Raw genomic sequence first — 17,194 nt, 5'->3', positions numbered from 1 at the left:
GCGCCTGCCAGGAAATGACGGCATGCTCCTGGGCACCACACCGGATCCTGTCCTAGAGGTGGAAGGCCGCAACGCATCGCCGACATCGGCCAACCGTACCGACCGCGGGTGCGTGTACTTCAGCCCGGAATCATAGACGACCCTCTGCAAGGGGCGCTCTCCTGTGAGCGGGGAAACCACACCCAACACCGGCTGCCATTTCCAGGTGACATGACGGCCCTGGGAGCCGTTAGAGCCATCGTATGCCACCGATGTAATCCTCTACCATGTGCGGTCCCCATCCCGCTGCCCGCGTAGATACATCGGTGTGCCACGCACCATGGAAAACACTGAGACTAAGGGCGGTGCCGATCGCCCTCCCCACCTCGAATTATATTAGTGTTCTCCGTAGGCAACGCACCACCATGACATCATCATGAAGTGAGCTATGTCCTTCACTCAACATCAAAGCATTGAATTGCCTGAGCCCATCGCACGCTTGAGTGCACAAATGTCCACCGATTGGAAACGGGGTTACACCCGCTACGAACTAAAGGATGTCGGTGCCTTTGTTCTGATTCCCAGCCTGAGCTGCCCCGAAGGGTGGCGTGACCCACACGGACGCACCGTGCCTTGCAACCACGTACAGGTGTATATGGGAACCGGTGGCCCCCACACTCGCGCAGACCACCGGCGTCACCTTCCCCGAGTCCAGGGGCACACACTGACCGGCCCTATCACGGCCTCCAGTAACGGCGGCCCCTGCCTAGCGGGTACTGGTAGTACATACGTGCACTGGGCCAACGCGCCAAGTCAAGCACGCGACATTGTCACCGCCCTGGCTACCCACTGGGGTGCCCGCCCGGACTTACAGCAGCTCAAAGCTTGTTACGCGCGTGCTCAGGCTCCCAGGCTTGCCACCAAGGCTGTTCGGCGCACTGCCCAGGCCCGGCGTCGTTTCGCTGAGGCCGGAGCCGAGCTCGCTCGTGCCTTCGCTGACGAGCATCACCAGGACGACCTGCGCCGGACCGAAAACCTAGAGGCAGCAACGCAGCTGCTTGGCCGCAGGCAAATCTGGAACGAGTATTCCGTACACGGCGTACGCGACCGGGACTCTGACGAGTTTGTGGTCGCTGCCGTGCTCGACATTGCCGGTGCAGTTGCTGACGACGGAATGGGTGACAAAACGTGGCAGCCCCACTCGCCAGTGGTAGTGGCGACCAGCCCTGACGACGCAGCAGCACAGGCCACCTTGGAGGTCGAGAACCTGGACAGGGACGACGAGGGTGACGACTAAGAGCGCAGAATGCTTTTTTCACCTTCCTCTCTGGTAGAGACCCCGGCTGCGCACCGAGATTCAAGCCCGTGCCCAGCGCAACCGAAACCTTCCGCCTGAGCTGCGCAAAGCGACACCGACTCCGTCAAGTATCCGTGTACGACCGTAAACGAATGGGTGCGTTGGACTTAGGTCTTTCTGGAGTCGATGGCTTCATCGAAGTTGCCGTCAAAAATTCGCCATCCAAGCGCGGGAGAGAAGCTGGCAACCGCAAAGACGGCACCATAGAACTGGTTGCCCCAAGGCTGGATGCGTTGTTTGCGATTACGGAATTCGAGCGGGGCTCTGACCTTGACATCACGCACTCCAAATATTGGTTCCTTGTATATGCGTAACCCAGCCCTGGTTTTCTCGAGCTTGTCGAGGCAATGAGCGGCGAAGCCGCCTCGGGGATGTCTGTGACAGGAGAGTGCCCTCAAGGCATAACCGCGAAGGCTAGAAGCAGAGGAGTGTATCTGTGAGTGTCATCAAGGAGGGCGTCACTATTTCCTTTATGGGAGGAGTAGTCAAGCTGACGGGTGACATCGAGTATCTGGCCAGCAAGGATGCTCTCATCTTCCACCCTGTGGGAGAACCTGAGGAGGTGCTGACGGTCAACCTCGAAGCGTACAACCTGAGTCCCGGAGAGGGTTGCGTGTTCCTCCGGGATTACTCTCAGCACGAGGGCCTCTTCGCAAGCCTTGCCGAAGCCGGGGTGATCGAACCCCAACCGGTTCGTGTTTACTCCCGTGGACCGCATGGTGCACGCTTCTACGAGACCCGCATCAGCGCCTAACTGAGAGACATACGCTGACTACGAAGCAGGTCCTGCGCCACTATGGCGCGGGGCCTGCTATCCGTTGCCCCTACGAATCCATATCCGCGCAAGAGCTCGTCTCAAAAGCCCTGCGAGGTGGTCCTGTGCCTGGCATGATCACGTGCTGTGAGTGATGTGCTGCCCGATGGGCTCTGGGAGATCGTCCAGCCCCTGCTGCCACCGACCCCGAAGACCGACCGCCCCGAGTCGACCAAAGAGCCATGTTGACCACGGTGCTGTTCGTCCAGGCATCCGGCTGCTCCTGCGAGAAGGCCGACGGCCTATTCGGCGTCACCCATGCCACCTCCCACCGCTGGTTCCAGACCTGAACCGAGACGGGCCTATGGCCCACAATCCACCACACCGTCTTGGACGAGCCGGGCAAACGCGCCCTGCTGGACTGGTCCCGCACCACCGTCGACTCCCAGTCGATCCGCGCCAAGCCAGGGGGAGAACACAGGGCCAAACCCCACCGACAGAGGCAAGCCCGGCTCCAAGCCCCACCTGCTGTGCGACAACTAAGGCTTGCCGCTGACCTGTGCGATCTCCGCGGCCAACGTCAATGACATCGAAGCACTCCAACCCCTGGTCCAGGGCATCCAGGCGGTGCGGTCGCGTCGAGGTCCCCGGCGGCGGAGTCCCGCTAAGCTCCACTGCGATAAGACCTACTACTCCCGAAAGCAGCGCCGCTGGCTGCGCGAACGTAGCAACGGGGTGCGCCTGGCACGCTCTGGCATCGAGTCCTCCCAACGCCTGGGGCGCCACCGGTACAAGGTCGAGCGCTCCATCGCCTGGCTGGGCTCCTACCGCAGGCTGAACGTGCGCTGGGAGCGCAAGACCTCCACCTTCCTGGCCATGCAAGGCGCGAAAGCGCCCTTGAAGGTGATTCGAGTCAGTCAGCCTTCGTAGGCCTCCTGCGAGAGGCGCTCGACCACTCGGTGGCATAGGGCTAGTAAAGCCCAGGGACAAAAACAGCGGAGCATTCGCTGGCCACAGTAAAGCACAAAACTCGTCTGGCACACCCGCCGCGGGGGCCGCGATAGCAAGCAAGTCGCACACGAAATGCTTACTAAACACGAACAACAAAACACCAAGGGAATTCTATGGTTAACCCGCGCAATAACGGACACCTGATCGGACGCGTCGCGCAGGAAGTAAAGGAGCTTACGAACTCTGACGGCAGCAAGTCAATTCTGCTCACCCTAGCCGTCGATGACAACTTCACCAGCGGTACCGACAAGAAGATCGGCACCAACTTCATTCCGCTGCGCGCGTTCGTCTCGAACCGCGTGCAGAACAACCCCTGGAGTTCGCTGTCGGTGGGCTCGCTGATCGCCGTCAGCTACCGAGTGAACGCTAAGAGCTACACGGACCGCCAGGGCACCAAGCAGTACCCCATGCACCTGGAGGTCCAGGGGTACCCGCAGTTCCTGGAGAGTGCCAGCACCGCACAGCGCCGCGCTCAGCGCCACGCGCAGCAGTACCAGGAGGAGGACTTCCGAGGGGCGGGTGATTTCTTTTCGCCCCCGAAGGGGAACGAGAAGCAGCACACGTTCACCAACACCTTCGCCTAACAGGACGCGCGCACCTCGTTGAGAAAGGCGCTGCTCTCAGCGGGGCGTGATTTACCTACCTGCAAAGGTCCACACCAGCTAGCGTCCAACACTCGCTCGGACACCAAGGAACCCCGCAGACGGACACCTGCGGGGTTCCAGGATGTTCCGCAGGTCAGCCGAGTTGAGCTGAACGCACCACGCAGACGGTCGCGGTGGCGCTATCGGTCGGACAGCACACCGCTAACCGGTTCCCTGGGTCTATGCCTGCTTTCGGTCGACACCGCGCTTCTGGAGGCTCCGCCGATGGAGGAGTCCGCTGCGCTAGCTACCGACCAGGTGCACAATCTACCTCGGTCGTACACCGTGCTCAGGTGCGAGCCTTGCTGTGTCAGCTGGCCGGCTACTCCTCGTCGGCCGAGCCTCGTTCTGCTGCTCCTGACGCACTGCCCAGTTGAGCGCGGCTATCCACAGGCGCCAGCATGCTGGCCAATAAGCCGTTTTCGGATTAAGTCGACGGCGCCGACTACGTCGCTGCCAGGTGAGCGTTTTGCCTCAGTCGCATTCCAAATATGGTCCGCTTCAATCCGGCTAATACCTATGCCTAGGTACTAGTTCGATCGGATCTGAGTTGAACGTGTATGCCGATGTCGGCGCCAGATAGGCCCGCCTTCTATTTCGTTGCTGATACGAACCGGTAACTGTGACTGCCGAGGGTTGTTGGGCCTCGTTCGAGCAACGAAACACATAACCGTTCAACAGTTATCGATTCAAGCTATGGGACTGTCAGTGGAAGTCACATTTTCCGTGGGCATCCCTTCCTTTATTCAGATTGATAAGGGGAGCAAATGTCTGCAAAATCCTTTGATGTGTCGCAGTGTGTCACACACGCCAATACGGATGTCACCACGCTGGTTGGCAAGCATGTTCGCGGTCGGCCGTACTACGTTGAACCCGCCAGTGTTTCCTCGATGAGGTTAGTGCGTTCTCCGTGGGTGCGTCCTGCAGTCGTTGAGGAGATTCAGGAAACCGAAGGAGAAACCAGGGTGCTGGTGCGCTACGAGGCCGAGGGGCCTTGGAGGCGAATTCAGTCGATGCGCCCGCGAGATCTGCACAACTTCTACCGATGCAAGTGCCCTGCCTGCATCCCGGGCGGGCTGGGTATCGCGGAGCAGGACGGTCCTTGACAGCCCTGCTGTAATGACGTGCGCCGGTTCGTGCACCCCTGAAGTTGCACGCAACTCAGGCCAGTACATCTACATCTCAGCCAGCAGAGCTGTCTCGGATAACCATATGGAGAAGATTGCTGTGCATATATTCCTTCCGTGAAAGGCAAATCATGCCAGACAGTGAGCGAAACGAAGCCATATACCAAACGGTCATTGAGGTCATCGCTTTGATGCGTGAGCGCTCGGTCCTTCATCAAGATCTGCGCCGGTGTCGGCTGGAGGGGCGCGATGCCAAGTGGGTCGAGGGCTTGATTGGCTCGCTTGATTCGGCTATAGGCAACCGTATCCGCATCCTTGAGATGCTGCGTAATCGTGACCTCAGTGAGTAGTCCAACACAGAATAAAGTATCCGAATTTGGCCGGCTGAGCGATGTGCGTGCCCATGCCTTGCGGGGGCTTCCTGTCCGCTGCTCGGACGACCATCTTTTGCAGGACACGACCCTCCGTTTTGGGCGGCGGCTATCCTAGAGCAGGCCAGTTGACCTACCGCATCGACACTGCCCTGGTGGCGCAGGCCAACCTTGTAGTTCCTCGTGCAGGTATTTTCCCGGTTAAGCCGTCAAGGAGCCTCATGTCCGACGTAGAGGACCCGCACCCGTTCGCCTTCGCCCTGTGGTCTTTGACTCCCGATCAAAAACACACGGTTGACAGCCACTTCTCCGCAGGCCAAGTCGTGATCGCTCGTGTTTTGGGCGTGCACGTGGTCCAAGCCCGGGGCTTCTTCGACCCCTACACCGACCAAGGCGAGAAAACGACCTTCCGTGGGGGCACCCCCCAGGCCCGGGCAGTCCACCTCAGCGCGGGCCCTCTCGCCGGGGCGCGCTCGGTGGCCGACACCGCCCTCCACCCCCTGACAACACCAGCTCTAGAGGAACTCAGTGCACAATCAGTGCACCAGAACCTGGCCGAACTGCAGGCCCAAGGACAGGTCATCTGGCGACGACAAGCCCAGGTCGACGCCGCCGAGCTCTTGAAGGAGCCCGCAGTGTGGAAGGCCGTGCAGAAACTGGCACGTGCTCTGCAGACGGCCAACCCGGTCGGCCTGACCGGAGAGCAAATTGAGACCATCATCGGCGACGTCACTCGTTTGACGCCCTACCGGATCTGGACACCGACCTGGCCTTGCTGACACCCCAGGCTGACCAATGCGCAACTCACGTGCCTTAGGAAAGAACCATGGGTACCTTGCTTCCCCCCTTCAACCGTGACGAGCTCCAAGGTGAGATCGGCCGATTCGTACGCATGCAGCTCAAGGGCAGCACCACCATCACCGGAAATCTGGTTGCCGTGGACCGCGTCCGCGGCCAAGACCACCTCCGGGTCAAGCTCACCAACGATGACCACATCCAAGCCGAACTGAATCAGGCACGCTATATCGAGCTGCTGCTGGAGGAACCGGCTGAGAAGGAGACGACGCCGTGGCGCAAACTCCTCGTACCGGTGCTCGACCGAATCGTCGACCAGGACCCGGAGCTGTGGGCATGGTCCTTGGCTGTGCACGAAGCGGCTCATGGTGTAGTCGGCCTTACCGCAGGCGTGCCGGTCAAGCAGGTCGAGTGGACATACGCCCCTGGCGAAGACGAGCATGGGGGCCACACGCATGTGGAGGCCGATGATGTGAATTCCCAGGCCCTAGCGGTGATGTTCGAGGCTGGGTGCCTGGCCCAAGCCCGCTGTCTGGGCGCCGCCGGATACGACGACCCTGCCGTCGGCGCCGCCTTGGAAGCGACTGTGGGGGAAGGCGACATGGCGCAACTGGACGACATGCATCGGGGCGGCTTTGTAGTCTGGCGTCCGCGAGCCTGGCATGATGCGCAGGCAATCCTGGCTGCCTCTGCCATATGGGAGTCCGTCGAGCGGGTCGCCCGAGAATTGAGGAAGCATCGCTCGCTATCCAAGGAACAGCTGGAATCCCTAGTCGGGGATCCTGCCCAGCTAACCGGACACCGCGTCTGGATTCCCTGAGAGCTTGAAAGGCCTAGCTGTACTGACCTGAGAGGTTCGTGACGCGGGAGACGGAAGGGCCGCAAGAGACTGGCTCAGCTACTAATCGCCTCGCCCACCAAGCATGAACGAGGCGCCCGCCGATGAAGACCACCGACACCGAGCGCTACCCAGACCAGTTGAACAGGCATGCAGCGCCCCCTTCCTGCGCGCCATGGAGCTGGGCACCCACTAGCAACTAGACGCGTCCACCATGCCGAGCCGGGATCTGGACGACTCCACCACCTACGCCCGGCAACAAGTCTTAGCCCACCAGCGCGGCCTCCACGCGCCATGGAGCCGCATCGCCGAGCTCAGCGACGGCTACGGCCAGTGCGACGACACCGGGGACCACCAACGGCCGCTATAGCTGGCCCAGGTCGTCGAAGCCATGGACGACCGAGACACCGACTGCGCCGCCTTGCTGGACATGCTGCGTGCCCTGGTCGCCATCGAGTTCCAGACCGTCGTGGCGGCCATCGCCCCCACGCACTGGGCGCAGCTGCCCATCCGCGCCGTCGGCGGCGAACTGCTCACCGTCACCGCCGAGGAACGCTAGACCACCTGCCCCGGCGTCGCCGTTCCGCCACGCGGCGGCCCCACCACCCGATACGAACAGGAGCACACCGTGGACCAGATGCCCCAGGAGAACACTGTGGAGACCGTCAGCGGCACCCCGTACACCACCGCCAAGGACGTGGCCGAGCTGTTGGCCGCCATGTTCACCGAGTACCCCAGGGACGAGGGCCCCAAGTCCACCCTTGCCCTGACCAGCCCCGACGGCAAGACCTACGAGGTCAAGGCCGACCCCGAACAGCTCGGATGGCTCGGCGACCTGATCGTCAAGGGCCACGCGGACGCCGACCGCTCCCACTACGACCACCCCGACCACCGGGTGTGCGCCCACTGCGAGAAGGGCCCCGAGGACGAAGACCCCACGGACGAGTTCGCGGAGGAGTCCCCGGCGGACTTCCTGCCCAGCGCCGCAGAGCGGGGCATGTTCGACTAGCTGGCTCCGGCCCGCTGGCATGTGGCGTGGCAACCCCGGGTGCGGCGCCCCGCCGGACCCCACCGACCACGACAAGGACCACCGATGAGACCGCACCTGAGCACCGCCGACGCCGAGAGCATCCTCATCGAGCGCTACTCCGACGTGCGCGACCGGGCCGGGAAGACGCCTGCGATGTTGGCCGTAGCGGCCCTGGTGCTCCTCGCCGCGGACCTGCGCGCCGCCGAACTCGGCAACCGGCCGGTGCGCCCGGTCACCCGGTTGCAGTTGGACGCCGCGATGGCCCTGGCCGGTACCGCCGTCGACGGCGCCGAGTACGCCGAACTGGTGGTGGCCGCCCACCTGCGCGCGGCCGGTGCCACCTGGCAGAGGAGATCGCCGACCTGCGCGGCTACGCCCTCCAGGGAGCGGCATGGCGTGGTCGAGGAGTCGTTGCCCGCCGCCCCACCCTTCCCACGCACAGCACCCGTGCCGCCCACTACATCGAGACCGCGACCACCGGCTAACCGATCTCGCCGTTCCTGGCGCGCGCCGCGGCCGACGTGCTCGGCGCGCTGCTGCTGGCGGCCCGCTACGACTAGGCCACCGGCGCCGACCTGCGCACGTGGGCCGAGGGGCCCACCTTCACCGGAGCCGGTGACGGGCTCGCCTACGCCCCCCGGGACGAGGTCGAGGACGCTCACCAGCTCCTGGCCGACACCACCGCCCTGCCCGTCGGCACCCGCGCCGACATCACGGCCGTGGTCCTGGCCGCCCTGGACGTGTACGACCCGCCGGCCGCACCCACCGGCGAGGACTAGACCACCTCACCCGACCCGGGGCCGGCGCGCCGGAACGGCACGTGCGCAAGCTCAAGTGCGCGGCCGGCCACGTCAGCGACCGCACCACCGACGGCGGTTGACCGACCACCGAGGAGGAACCCCCCATGCAGGAACCGACCAGCCCGGACTCTACGCCGGAGCCCCGCCTCGACTGTGAAGTCCGTACCGTCTGGACGCCCCCGCAGCAGGCCACCGCCGACACCTGGCGGTGCACCGGTTGCGCCACCTACGTTCTCCGCGCCACGACGGTGTGCGACACCTGCGGCACCGCCTACGACTACGCGGCCGACCCGCGCCTAGAGCACGCGGTGCTGCTGGTCTGGCCCGATGGGGACGTGGCCGAGGACGCGGTCAAGGCCGCGACCCCGGCCGAGGCGCTGGAGGCCGCCCGCGCGAACTGGCCCGCGGCGGCGGTCACCCTGATCGACCGCGAGGCCGAGGCTGCGGCTGGGATGCGTACCCACGTCCTGACGTGCACATCCGAGCGCGCCGCCCGCGCCCTGGTCGTACTCGCGCCCCGGTTGGACGAGTACCACCGCATCCAGGCCCTGCCCGGGGGGCAGGTCCGCGTTCGCTACGTCGATGACGTGTGGCTGGAGCGGGTGGCGCTGTCCGCCCGCCACCACCGCCTCATCAACACCGAGGCGTTCGCCCCGGTGGAGGAGGCGGCCGCGTGGTGACGACGATGCTGCTGATCATCGTCCCGCCGCTGGCTGTGGCCGCGGCCGGGACCGCGCGGTGGCGCCGGCCGCACCCCGGCCGACCCCACACATGTTTTAGAGGCTGCCCGACATGGGCGGAGAGCCGCGTGGGCGATCGACGCCCTGGACGCCGACCGCACATAGAAAGGGCCGGTGCTTGCCCAGGAAGTGCGCGCCGGGCTGCTCGACCCCGAACCCGCACGGGAGCAGCTTGATGCCCAGAGCACCCCGAACGCGCACAGCCACGCGCGCCCTGGCCGGGACCGTATCACCCCCTGGGGAAACAGGACCTCACCGCCGCCGAACCCACAACCGCCACGAACACGAACGGAGACGCCGCATGAGCAACATCAGGGCCCTGCTGGACCGACTCGGGATCATTAACTTCGTTCTACGCAGGCAGAAGCGCTCCACCCGCACTGAGGCCCTGCGCCACGGCACACACATGGGCAAGATCCGTGCCTCGGACGTCACGCACCCCGGAGCATTCAGCCGCAACACCCCAGAGGTGCGCGAAGCCAGTTGCGCAGTCCAGGACGCTGACGACGAGGCCGCCCGCGCTGCCCGCTACCGCCCCGGCGCCGTCCAGCAGATGTACGGCACGGCGGTGCCTGCCCTGTCCCGGATCACCCCCGCAGTCGGTATCCGTCGCCCGTACAGCCACCACTTCCGCGAGTTGTCGTCCGCCCGGCTGGCCGGACACGCTGAAGATGGGACGGTCTGCCAGCGCCTTATACCAGACAGCGACGAGTGCGGGGAGCGGTTCACCGCTGGCACTACCCACCTGGAGGATCGCGGCCCGCACCAGGAGTTGCACGTCACGCTCCTGGTGTGCCCGCGCGGGCACACCCTGTACCGCAGCACCGACGGCGGCTGAGTCCGCAGGCATGACCGAGGGCCGCCCTGTCGGCAAGGGTCAGGCGGCCCTGCCACTCCCTAGTCCTGGCGAGGAACAAGAGGGGTCACGTCCATGATGACGCGTTCGAAGGTCCCCGCGGTCACTGCTGCTGTTGGCCAAGCCCACCGCGATACCAGAGCATTCCTGCGCACTCCCGTGGTCTTGGACGCGATCTCGGTCATGGGCCAAGTCTTGGGCGAACACTATACGCAGTGCTGATCACTGGATGTAGCGGCCCTAAGCACCGATATTTCGCGCTCGCTAGCAGGACAGGACGCCGAGAACAGGACTAGATCGGCCGCCACGTGGCACCACATCAAACTGTTTGCCATGAGCAGCGGAGCTGCTCCGGGCGTAGACCTGAGAGAGCAGACAGAGCAGCCCGTTGCGTCCAGTGACGACTCCCCCGCGGCCTGGACCGGAACCCGCATCATGCACCTGGTGCCCAATCTGCACCAGCCCGGCATCGATCTACGCACCCTCACCTGGCAGCTGCGCGCCACCAACACCGTGGCGGCGGCCATCCTGACCACCTCATGCGCCCTGCAGGGGCTGGGCGAGGCCGTGGTGATCGGCACCAGAACCGATGAGGCCACCTGGGTGCCCACCGCGGAAACGGAGCTCCGGGCCGCGGCGAACCGGTGCCTGGACCTGAGCTGCACCCCCTACCCCGTCTAGGAGGTTCCCCATGACCAACCACCCCATGCCTGAACAGATGGCCCACCTACCCCGCGTCAACGCGGCCACTCCGGTGCCGTGGACCGCGCAGTGGAGCAAAGGTACCGAGCACATCGTGGAGCGCGAAAGCGGACCGGTGCTGGTGTGCACTTGCCGGGTAGGCAAGGGCCGTCCTCGTTTCGGCGACCCGTGCGTCAACCGCCAGCGCCAGGCCGTAGCCGAGCGGCGCTGTAGCGTCTGCGGCACCACCATCGGCGCGGAGCAGGCATGTGCTTGGCCGGTGGCCGACACCGCCACCCGCTACTACGTCGAGCCCCCCGCCCATCTGCACTGTCTGCTCTTCGCGTTGCGGGTCTGCCCGAAGTTGGCCTCAATCGCCCACCGCACACACGTGGCTCAGGCCTTCGACTACACCGTCTTCGAACGCCGAGCCGTCGGCACCAGCCCTGAAGGGCCCATTTTCGAGCTGGTCCCGTTCGGTGACTCATCCCCGGGCGTGACCGAGCTCTACGCCTTGACCCCTGTCGACCCCCTGTTCACCCCAGCGGCCGTCTGGTTGGCCGGCCAGACCCAGAACCCCTGGTGAGACCACCGGAAGCACGAGCATGCAGGGCACCGCTATGTAGGTGAGGTGTACTTCGCACACATATCGGTTACCGGCGCCGGTCCCGACTAGGCAGTGGTCTTGAGTCGGCGAGGTCGCGGAGCCAGTTTCGGACCGAGGCCACCAACACAGCGCTGTCGAAGGTCGCGGCCCGCTTGTCGTAGCGTGTCGCGAACGCCCGGTTCTGCTGGAACAGGTTGATGGACCGCTCCACGGTGTTGCAGCCCCGGTAGGCCGTCCGGTCGAAGACCGGCGGCCTACCGTCCGCCGATCCCGTGCGGCGGCAGTGCTCACGCTGGTCCTTGGGCTGGGCGAGCGTCGCTTTGATCTCGCGGCGCCTGAGACGGTCCCGGCTGGAGCAGGCCTCGTCTCCCAACAGTCGGTCCGGGCGGGCCCCGAGTATGGGAAGGCCGCGGACTCGACCGGATCGGACCCGGGTAACAAGGCCTACTCCCGCCAGGCCGATGGATGTCCACATAGCAGGCAATGCTTCCTTGCTGGAAGGTTTCCAGCCCGGACAGGACCGGCTTGGACGCAGCCTGAGTTCCGGTAGAAGTCAGTCGTTCCTGGTCCAGGTAAGCCCGATTATTGGGCCAATCCTGGTCATGAAACCACCGTCCTCCAGGTTGGGTCCGAATCTGGACCCAAAGTGGGCGGAAGTTGGCCGGGATCCGAGCCGGGGGCCGACCCGGATGTCATCTAAGAGTAACGAGCCCAAGCATGAGCCATGTGTGGTCAATATCTGACCGATGCTTGGCCAGTCATCGCGCCTGGGCAAGCATCCGCTGGAAAACAGCCGTGAACTTACGTTTTTGATGAAGCTCTGGGTGGACGTTGGCGCGTATCACCGAGAGTGTTAATGAATCTCTCGATTTGGGCGAATGGTTGGAAGATGCGTGGCGAAGCAGGCGGATCCTCGGGTAATGCAGGTGCAAGTTGGTACTGGACCAATATCTCCTTATGCCAGGGTTCGACGCTCGCAGGACGGTCCAAGCAGCCCTTACTGGCGTCTGGTGGGCACGCTGACATCCACTGGGCTCAAGGGGGCCAGCCGTCACAGAGGCTCCGCCTCAAAGCTGGTCCCAGGGTGGCACGCTCTTCGGAGTCCTGGGACCAGGTGCAGTCCTCGCATCAGGCAAGATGCGGACCTTGGGCCTAACCCATGTCGGTGGGGACAGGGTGCGGTGGGCTGGGCCCAAGGGGTGTGGATCCATCGAATTGGCCGGTCCACGAGCCAAAACTACGCAACTTCTCTTCACTCGCAACCTCACCTGTGCCCTGTGAGTGAAGACGAAGCAAGGGCATAAGAGAGCGTGGCACCCTGGTCCTGTGAACGGGAGCATGGAGCCTGAAACCGGCTCTAGGGTGGTGGGCATAATCAGTGCGCCTCGGCAAGCTCAGGCCCGTTCGCTGGCGCAGGCCGTTGAGGGCTGACCTCCCCTCGCTGCAGTCGCTCTTGCCCCCAAGGACTCAGGTTCGGGCGTTGGCGGGACCTGCAGTGGTCGCTTTTATGTTTTTCTTGATCACTGGCGCTCGTTACCGGTTGGTAGTTTTCTGCATCTGCTGTAAAACCTGACGATCTAACGGCCGGGGCGGCGCAAAGTCTCACCTGCACATGCGCTTGGAAATTGGGTCAGTGAGCCATCATGTATCCGGCGTTAGGAAGGGGTATGCGCCTGCTCGGTGGGTGGGTGGATGCGGATTTGCGTCTGTGCTAGTGCAGAAACTGAATTGCCTTCAATTCTCTCCATGTTTAGTCGGTGGGCTACTGTCTTGATTTCCCTGTGGGTTCGAGAACCTAGAAGCCCATCGCTGAGAAGCTTGGACGAGGTCCTTTGCCGGTGCTGTGAGTGCGCTCTGGGTGCGCTCGGCTTTTTGTGATCTTGAACGCCTTCGTTGCGAAGGAGGCTATTTTGGCTTGCTGTAGCACGAAGACCGGATTTGGTATAGACCTGGCGAACACCTTGATCACACCGCTAGGCACTGTTTTTTGCAGGTGGACGGCCAGGCCCCGCCCTGCCAGACCAAGTCACGCGCGGGCCAGGCGGCGAGCTATGGGGTTTGATCCAGAGAGCGTGCAGGGCGATGCCGTGGACCAACTTCCGGGCGGTATTACGCAGGCCCGCTGGGGAGGAGGGCCTCTTGGGGTCTTCGCCGCTGGGGGACAGCAGGGTCGCGGGGCGCCCAGCCAAGGCGACGCGGTAGGCGCTGTGCTCGGTCAGCAGGGGACACCCCGGGGACGGGAAGCGCACCGGGGCGCAGGCGATCTCGGCGAGGTTGTCGTCGTGGGCGTGCACAACCACGGTTTAGCGCTGGCGCGCTTGGACCAGTCACCAGGGGCAGGGGCAGGATGGAGCCGTCTGCGGTCAGGTTGCGGGCTCGCCGGGGGCCGAGGTGGCCGGTGTCCTGGTCCAGGTGTAGTGCCAAGGTCAGTGGGCGGGCGACGCGGTGTGGATGAGTAGCCCATGGCGGAGTGCATACCGCTGGGATGCGGCGCCGGTCGGGTGACGGACAGCAACGCGCTGGCGGGCAGGAGAGCGGCCTGGACGGTGTCTTCGATCAGCCTGGCCCGGATGGTGGCTCGCATGGTTCCGGGGGGATGAGCGCGATCGACCATCCCCCCCCGGGGCATGGGTAGCGTCGTCGACGATCATGGTCATTCAGGGGCGCACCGAGTCCCCGCGCGGGGGCAACGCGAGGACGGGGAACTGCTTATGGTCGGATCCCACACCTGGTTGCGCACCGACGGTGGGCGGGACAGCTAGACCTGGTCGTTACGGCGGGGATTCTCCCGGTCTTGCCACAGGGCCCGCTCAGCGGTGGCGAGCTGGGAGGCGAACGCAACCCGGAGGGGGCGCAGCCATACTGCAGCGGCCCCGCCCACCCCGCGGCCAGGTCCGCCGGGACTGGTGTGCCGCTGGGTGGGGTCGCACCGCTGGTGACCGAGTTGCACGGCGGCGACGTTACTGCGGCAGAAGGCGTAGGCAGCATGGTCAGTCTCGATGAGCCGGTACCCGGTGCGGGCCCGGCCGTCGTTCGCCGGGACGTTGGGGGTCGATCCACCGCCACATGGTCCGCTCGCCGACCCCGCAACCCTTGGCGGTCAGCGCACGTGCCAGGCGGTCGTCGCCCGCCGTTTCTCCGGTTCGACCTGCCCCACAGCCACCCCTCCCCCACGCGGCCCTTGGGATCGAGTATGCGTCCGGTACCGCGATTGTGTCCGGAGAATGCCCGACCCCACCCTGCCGGTGACCAAGAGTCACCCATGCGCGCGAGTGCGGGTGTGCGCACTCACTGACCCTGGCCGGTGCTAACCGGGATTATCGGAGGCCAGAACCAGGATGGACAGGCACGAACCACGCAAGTCGCGTAGACCACTGTGCACGCCCGGATTGGTTTGCCTTCTGACCTGCGTGAACGTCGCACTGGAGGCCGGTCGGGATGGGGAAGGCCGACGTAGGACCCGACCGGCCGCACGGTCACGGCGCGTGGCCACGCTGGGGTCAGCCGCGGCCCAGCAGCTTCCTGAGGAGATTGATCGTGTCCAGGTTCTCACCACCGGGATTGTTGAACTGACGCACGACCTCAGCGACGGCCGCAGAGTGGACCGTGGGGATCCAGGCGGACAGCACCTGCATCACGTCGGCCAGGTCCTTGGCGTAGACCCGTTCCATGCTGGTCGAGGCGCCCTCAACACACACCAGGTAGCGGGGCTCGGCGTTGCGGGAGTGCACGGTCAGCGTCATCGGCAGGGCGAGGGCGTCGGGGTCGCCGACATGTACCCATTTCTCGTAGCCGGTCTCCTTGAACGCCTCGTCGCTGAAGCCGCCTTCGGGCCAGGCTGCCCAAAACTCGTCGGGGACCGTGGTCTACGCGCCGTCGGCGAAGCACTTCGCGTCGCGTGCCTCGGACATCTCATCTCCCTCACTTGTGGACCCGGTCCCGAGGTCCTCGATTGGGCGCGGCACCGGGCACGGGTCCCAGTGTGGCAGCGAGGCAGCCTCCCGCAGGACCGAACCGTCGAAGTGCTCCCGGCTCTCGGTATCGGCCGTTGCGGGCACCGCACCAGAATCCGACTTGCCAACGGCAAGGATCTGGCTGGCCCTGCATGTCGGACACGGTTCCACCTGGACCTGGCCACCAAATGGTGTCCAAACACGCCCAACGAGTCCCCCAACGCCCGCCCGCTCGGGGAAAGGTGTCCTACGCTGCCCCTCCGCAGCACCACGGCCTCGGGAGCGGACAGACCACGGAGCCGACATGGGAGAACGCAACAAGAAGCCGCGCAACAAACGGCTGGGAGCACAGAACCCGGCCGCCTGCGAGGCGGCGTCCGGATTCGTCTTCGACGACGTCGACGCACTGATCCCGACGACCTACTAGGGCAGCGTCATCACCCCCGCCATCATCGCCCAGATGCGCGAGAAGGCCCCCGAGCACGCCCACCAGCTCGACGCCGAGTGGGAGCGCATGGTGTTGGACAATAACCGGCCCTGGCTCACCGACCAGGACCTGCTCCACACCACCGAAGACACCCGGGCCCAAACCCGAGCCGCCTTCCCCGACGCCTTCGCCACCTGCGGATGCGATCACCGCGACACCGAGGCCGGGCAGACACCACCGCGGCCGCGCCAGGAGGTGCGCCCGAACTGGTCGAGCGCCTGGCCCACACCGTGCCCACCGGGCGCGTAGACCCTGTCGAGGTGTTGTTGCGGCGAGGGGATGAGCTCGATCGAGGACTTCGAGGCGACCTCGCCGGATCGGTGGCGCATCGACGGCCGCCCCCTGACCAAGGAGGAGATGCGCGCCGTACTGGACATGGAACCCACCGACTTCATGCGCTACCACCTGATCCAGGATGAACGCCAGGCCGACGGCGGACAGGCGTCCGTGACCGGTCACCGGCCCCGAAGATGCTTGCTCAGCCTTGTTGCGCACGCCCGCAGCGCAGGTCGGCCAACGCCTGGGTGAGCTCCTGTTCGGCTCGGTTCAGCAGGACCTGATACCGCGGCGAGGCATCATCGCGGTGCAGGTGCGCGCCGATCAGGGCCTGGACGGGGCTGAGGACCCGACCGGTCGCCCGCACCACAGGATCGGTTTTTGCATCGGTGTCGATGTCGGCCATCAGGATCCAGTCGAAGAGGGTGCGCTGGGCGCGGTGGGCCAGCACACTGGCCACCAAGGGTTCGTCGTCGATGCCCTCGCGCCAGCCGCGCACCAACAGCGCCAGGTCGCGTGGCGGGTCGGCGTGGGGGCGCACCTACGCGGCGGTCTCCAACTCGAGCACGGCCAGCAGGTGGCCGAGCAGGTCAGGCACGTCGGTCTCGGTGAGCCCGGCCGGGCGCAACTGCGGGTTGGCCAGTACGGGAGCGCCCAGGGCGGCCAGTGCGCTCAGGAGCTAGTCGGGGGTGAGCGGGTGGGGGTTGTGGATCGCCATAGGTGCCAGCATCCCCCGTGTATGCGCGAACGGAGCGGTACGCCGTTGGGCGTGTCGGCCCGCCACCTTTCGAGCGGCGTTTAGGGTGGTCAGTCCATGGCGGGTGAGTGCTCCACGTAACCGTGGGCGGATGGCTGAGGCGCCCGCCCGTCATGGGCGTGTGGTATCCC

General features: G+C 64.9%; 21 protein-coding genes and 1 pseudogene. 17 read left to right on the top strand and 5 right to left on the bottom strand.

Annotated elements, in window-relative coordinates; all coding sequences use genetic code 11:
• The first annotated feature begins 769 nt into the window (after positions 1-769).
• Positions 770-1,276 (top strand): hypothetical protein, encoded by a 507-nt coding sequence (locus tag ACSIH6_RS35695; RefSeq protein WP_435112739.1) that lies wholly within the window; start codon positions 770-772, stop codon positions 1,274-1,276.
• A 167-nt stretch (positions 1,277-1,443) separates the two neighbouring features.
• On the opposite strand, the gene ACSIH6_RS35690 is transcribed toward ACSIH6_RS35695, so the two are convergent.
• Entirely contained in the window at positions 1,444-1,620 is a 177-nt protein-coding gene (locus ACSIH6_RS35690) for a hypothetical protein (RefSeq protein WP_435112738.1), read from the bottom strand.
• Between the two features lie 152 nt (positions 1,621-1,772).
• Here ACSIH6_RS35690 and ACSIH6_RS35685 point away from each other — a divergent pair, with 152 nt between their 5' ends.
• From ACSIH6_RS35685 to ACSIH6_RS35645, 9 genes and pseudogenes are all read left to right on the top strand, one after another.
• Positions 1,773-2,090 (top strand): hypothetical protein, encoded by a 318-nt coding sequence (locus tag ACSIH6_RS35685; protein WP_435112737.1) that lies wholly within the window; start codon positions 1,773-1,775, stop codon positions 2,088-2,090.
• 147 nt (positions 2,091-2,237) lie between these two features.
• Positions 2,238-3,020: pseudogene (locus ACSIH6_RS35680) on the top strand (IS5 family transposase).
• Between the two features lie 194 nt (positions 3,021-3,214).
• Positions 3,215-3,685 carry a single-stranded DNA-binding protein gene (locus ACSIH6_RS35675; RefSeq protein ID WP_435112736.1) on the top strand — a complete coding sequence of 157 codons (471 nt, stop codon included), beginning with the start codon at positions 3,215-3,217 and terminating at the stop codon, positions 3,683-3,685.
• 1,318 nt (positions 3,686-5,003) lie between these two features.
• On the top strand, positions 5,004-5,222 hold the full coding sequence (locus ACSIH6_RS35670) for a hypothetical protein (protein WP_435112735.1): 219 nt from the start codon (positions 5,004-5,006) through the stop codon (positions 5,220-5,222).
• A gap of 149 nt (positions 5,223-5,371) precedes the next feature.
• Entirely contained in the window at positions 5,372-6,022 is a 651-nt protein-coding gene (locus tag ACSIH6_RS35665; protein ID WP_435112734.1) for a hypothetical protein, read from the top strand.
• A 47-nt stretch (positions 6,023-6,069) separates the two neighbouring features.
• Positions 6,070-6,858, top strand: coding sequence for a hypothetical protein (locus ACSIH6_RS35660; protein WP_435112733.1), 789 nt, complete (start codon positions 6,070-6,072; stop codon positions 6,856-6,858).
• 232 nt (positions 6,859-7,090) lie between these two features.
• A complete protein-coding gene (locus ACSIH6_RS35655) occupies positions 7,091-7,246 on the top strand; it encodes a hypothetical protein (RefSeq protein WP_435112732.1) in 156 nt (51 codons plus the stop codon).
• A 21-nt stretch (positions 7,247-7,267) separates the two neighbouring features.
• Complete coding sequence (locus tag ACSIH6_RS35650; RefSeq protein ID WP_435112731.1) at positions 7,268-7,435, top strand: hypothetical protein; 168 nt, start codon at positions 7,268-7,270, stop codon at positions 7,433-7,435.
• A 69-nt stretch (positions 7,436-7,504) separates the two neighbouring features.
• The gene (locus ACSIH6_RS35645) at positions 7,505-7,885 is read left to right on the top strand and encodes a hypothetical protein (protein WP_435112730.1); all 381 of its coding nucleotides are present in this window, start codon (positions 7,505-7,507) and stop codon (positions 7,883-7,885) included.
• Positions 7,886-8,019: 134 nt separating this feature from the next.
• On the opposite strand, the gene ACSIH6_RS35640 is transcribed toward ACSIH6_RS35645, so the two are convergent.
• Entirely contained in the window at positions 8,020-8,346 is a 327-nt protein-coding gene (locus ACSIH6_RS35640) for a hypothetical protein (RefSeq protein WP_435112729.1), read from the bottom strand.
• A 464-nt stretch (positions 8,347-8,810) separates the two neighbouring features.
• On the opposite strand from ACSIH6_RS35640, the gene ACSIH6_RS35635 reads away from it, so the two are divergent.
• The 4 genes from ACSIH6_RS35635 to ACSIH6_RS35620 all read left to right on the top strand — a co-directional run bounded on the left by ACSIH6_RS35635 (position 8,811) and on the right by ACSIH6_RS35620 (position 11,569).
• Positions 8,811-9,386 carry a hypothetical protein gene (locus tag ACSIH6_RS35635; protein ID WP_435112728.1) on the top strand — a complete coding sequence of 192 codons (576 nt, stop codon included), beginning with the start codon at positions 8,811-8,813 and terminating at the stop codon, positions 9,384-9,386.
• Positions 9,387-9,747: 361 nt separating this feature from the next.
• Positions 9,748-10,284: a hypothetical protein gene (locus ACSIH6_RS35630; protein ID WP_435112727.1), complete on the top strand. Its 537-nt coding sequence runs from the start codon at positions 9,748-9,750 to the stop codon at positions 10,282-10,284.
• 351 nt (positions 10,285-10,635) lie between these two features.
• Positions 10,636-10,983: a hypothetical protein gene (locus tag ACSIH6_RS35625; protein WP_435112726.1), complete on the top strand. Its 348-nt coding sequence runs from the start codon at positions 10,636-10,638 to the stop codon at positions 10,981-10,983.
• Between the two features lie 25 nt (positions 10,984-11,008).
• The gene (locus ACSIH6_RS35620) at positions 11,009-11,569 is read left to right on the top strand and encodes a hypothetical protein (protein ID WP_435112725.1); all 561 of its coding nucleotides are present in this window, start codon (positions 11,009-11,011) and stop codon (positions 11,567-11,569) included.
• A 67-nt stretch (positions 11,570-11,636) separates the two neighbouring features.
• Here the strand turns inward: ACSIH6_RS35620 and ACSIH6_RS35615 are convergent, their stop codons facing one another.
• Positions 11,637-11,963 carry a hypothetical protein gene (locus tag ACSIH6_RS35615; RefSeq protein WP_435112724.1) on the bottom strand — a complete coding sequence of 109 codons (327 nt, stop codon included), beginning with the start codon at positions 11,961-11,963 and terminating at the stop codon, positions 11,637-11,639.
• A gap of 3,127 nt (positions 11,964-15,090) precedes the next feature.
• Positions 15,091-15,333, bottom strand: a complete 243-nt coding sequence (locus ACSIH6_RS35610) for a hypothetical protein (protein WP_435112723.1) — start codon at positions 15,331-15,333, stop codon at positions 15,091-15,093.
• Between the two features lie 514 nt (positions 15,334-15,847).
• Here ACSIH6_RS35610 and ACSIH6_RS35605 point away from each other — a divergent pair.
• From ACSIH6_RS35605 to ACSIH6_RS35595, 3 genes are read left to right on the top strand one after another with little or no spacing between them, the layout of a single operon-like run.
• Positions 15,848-15,970: a hypothetical protein gene (locus ACSIH6_RS35605; RefSeq protein WP_435112722.1), complete on the top strand. Its 123-nt coding sequence runs from the start codon at positions 15,848-15,850 to the stop codon at positions 15,968-15,970.
• Positions 15,971-16,003: 33 nt separating this feature from the next.
• A complete protein-coding gene (locus ACSIH6_RS35600) occupies positions 16,004-16,279 on the top strand; it encodes a hypothetical protein (protein ID WP_435112721.1) in 276 nt (91 codons plus the stop codon).
• 30 nt (positions 16,280-16,309) lie between these two features.
• A complete protein-coding gene (locus ACSIH6_RS35595; protein ID WP_435112720.1) occupies positions 16,310-16,558 on the top strand; it encodes a hypothetical protein in 249 nt (82 codons plus the stop codon).
• Here ACSIH6_RS35595 and ACSIH6_RS35590 read toward each other — a convergent pair.
• A complete protein-coding gene (locus ACSIH6_RS35590; protein WP_435112719.1) occupies positions 16,509-16,847 on the bottom strand; it encodes a hypothetical protein in 339 nt (112 codons plus the stop codon). The genes ACSIH6_RS35595 and ACSIH6_RS35590 overlap by 50 nt on opposite strands.
• Between the last annotated feature and the right edge of the window lie 347 nt (positions 16,848-17,194).

It is taken from the genome of Nocardiopsis synnemataformans (assembly GCF_965343085.1).
GTDB classification, from domain to species: domain Bacteria; phylum Actinomycetota; class Actinomycetes; order Streptosporangiales; family Streptosporangiaceae; genus Nocardiopsis; species Nocardiopsis alborubida.
This window is presented reverse-complemented; position numbering and strand designations above follow the sequence as displayed.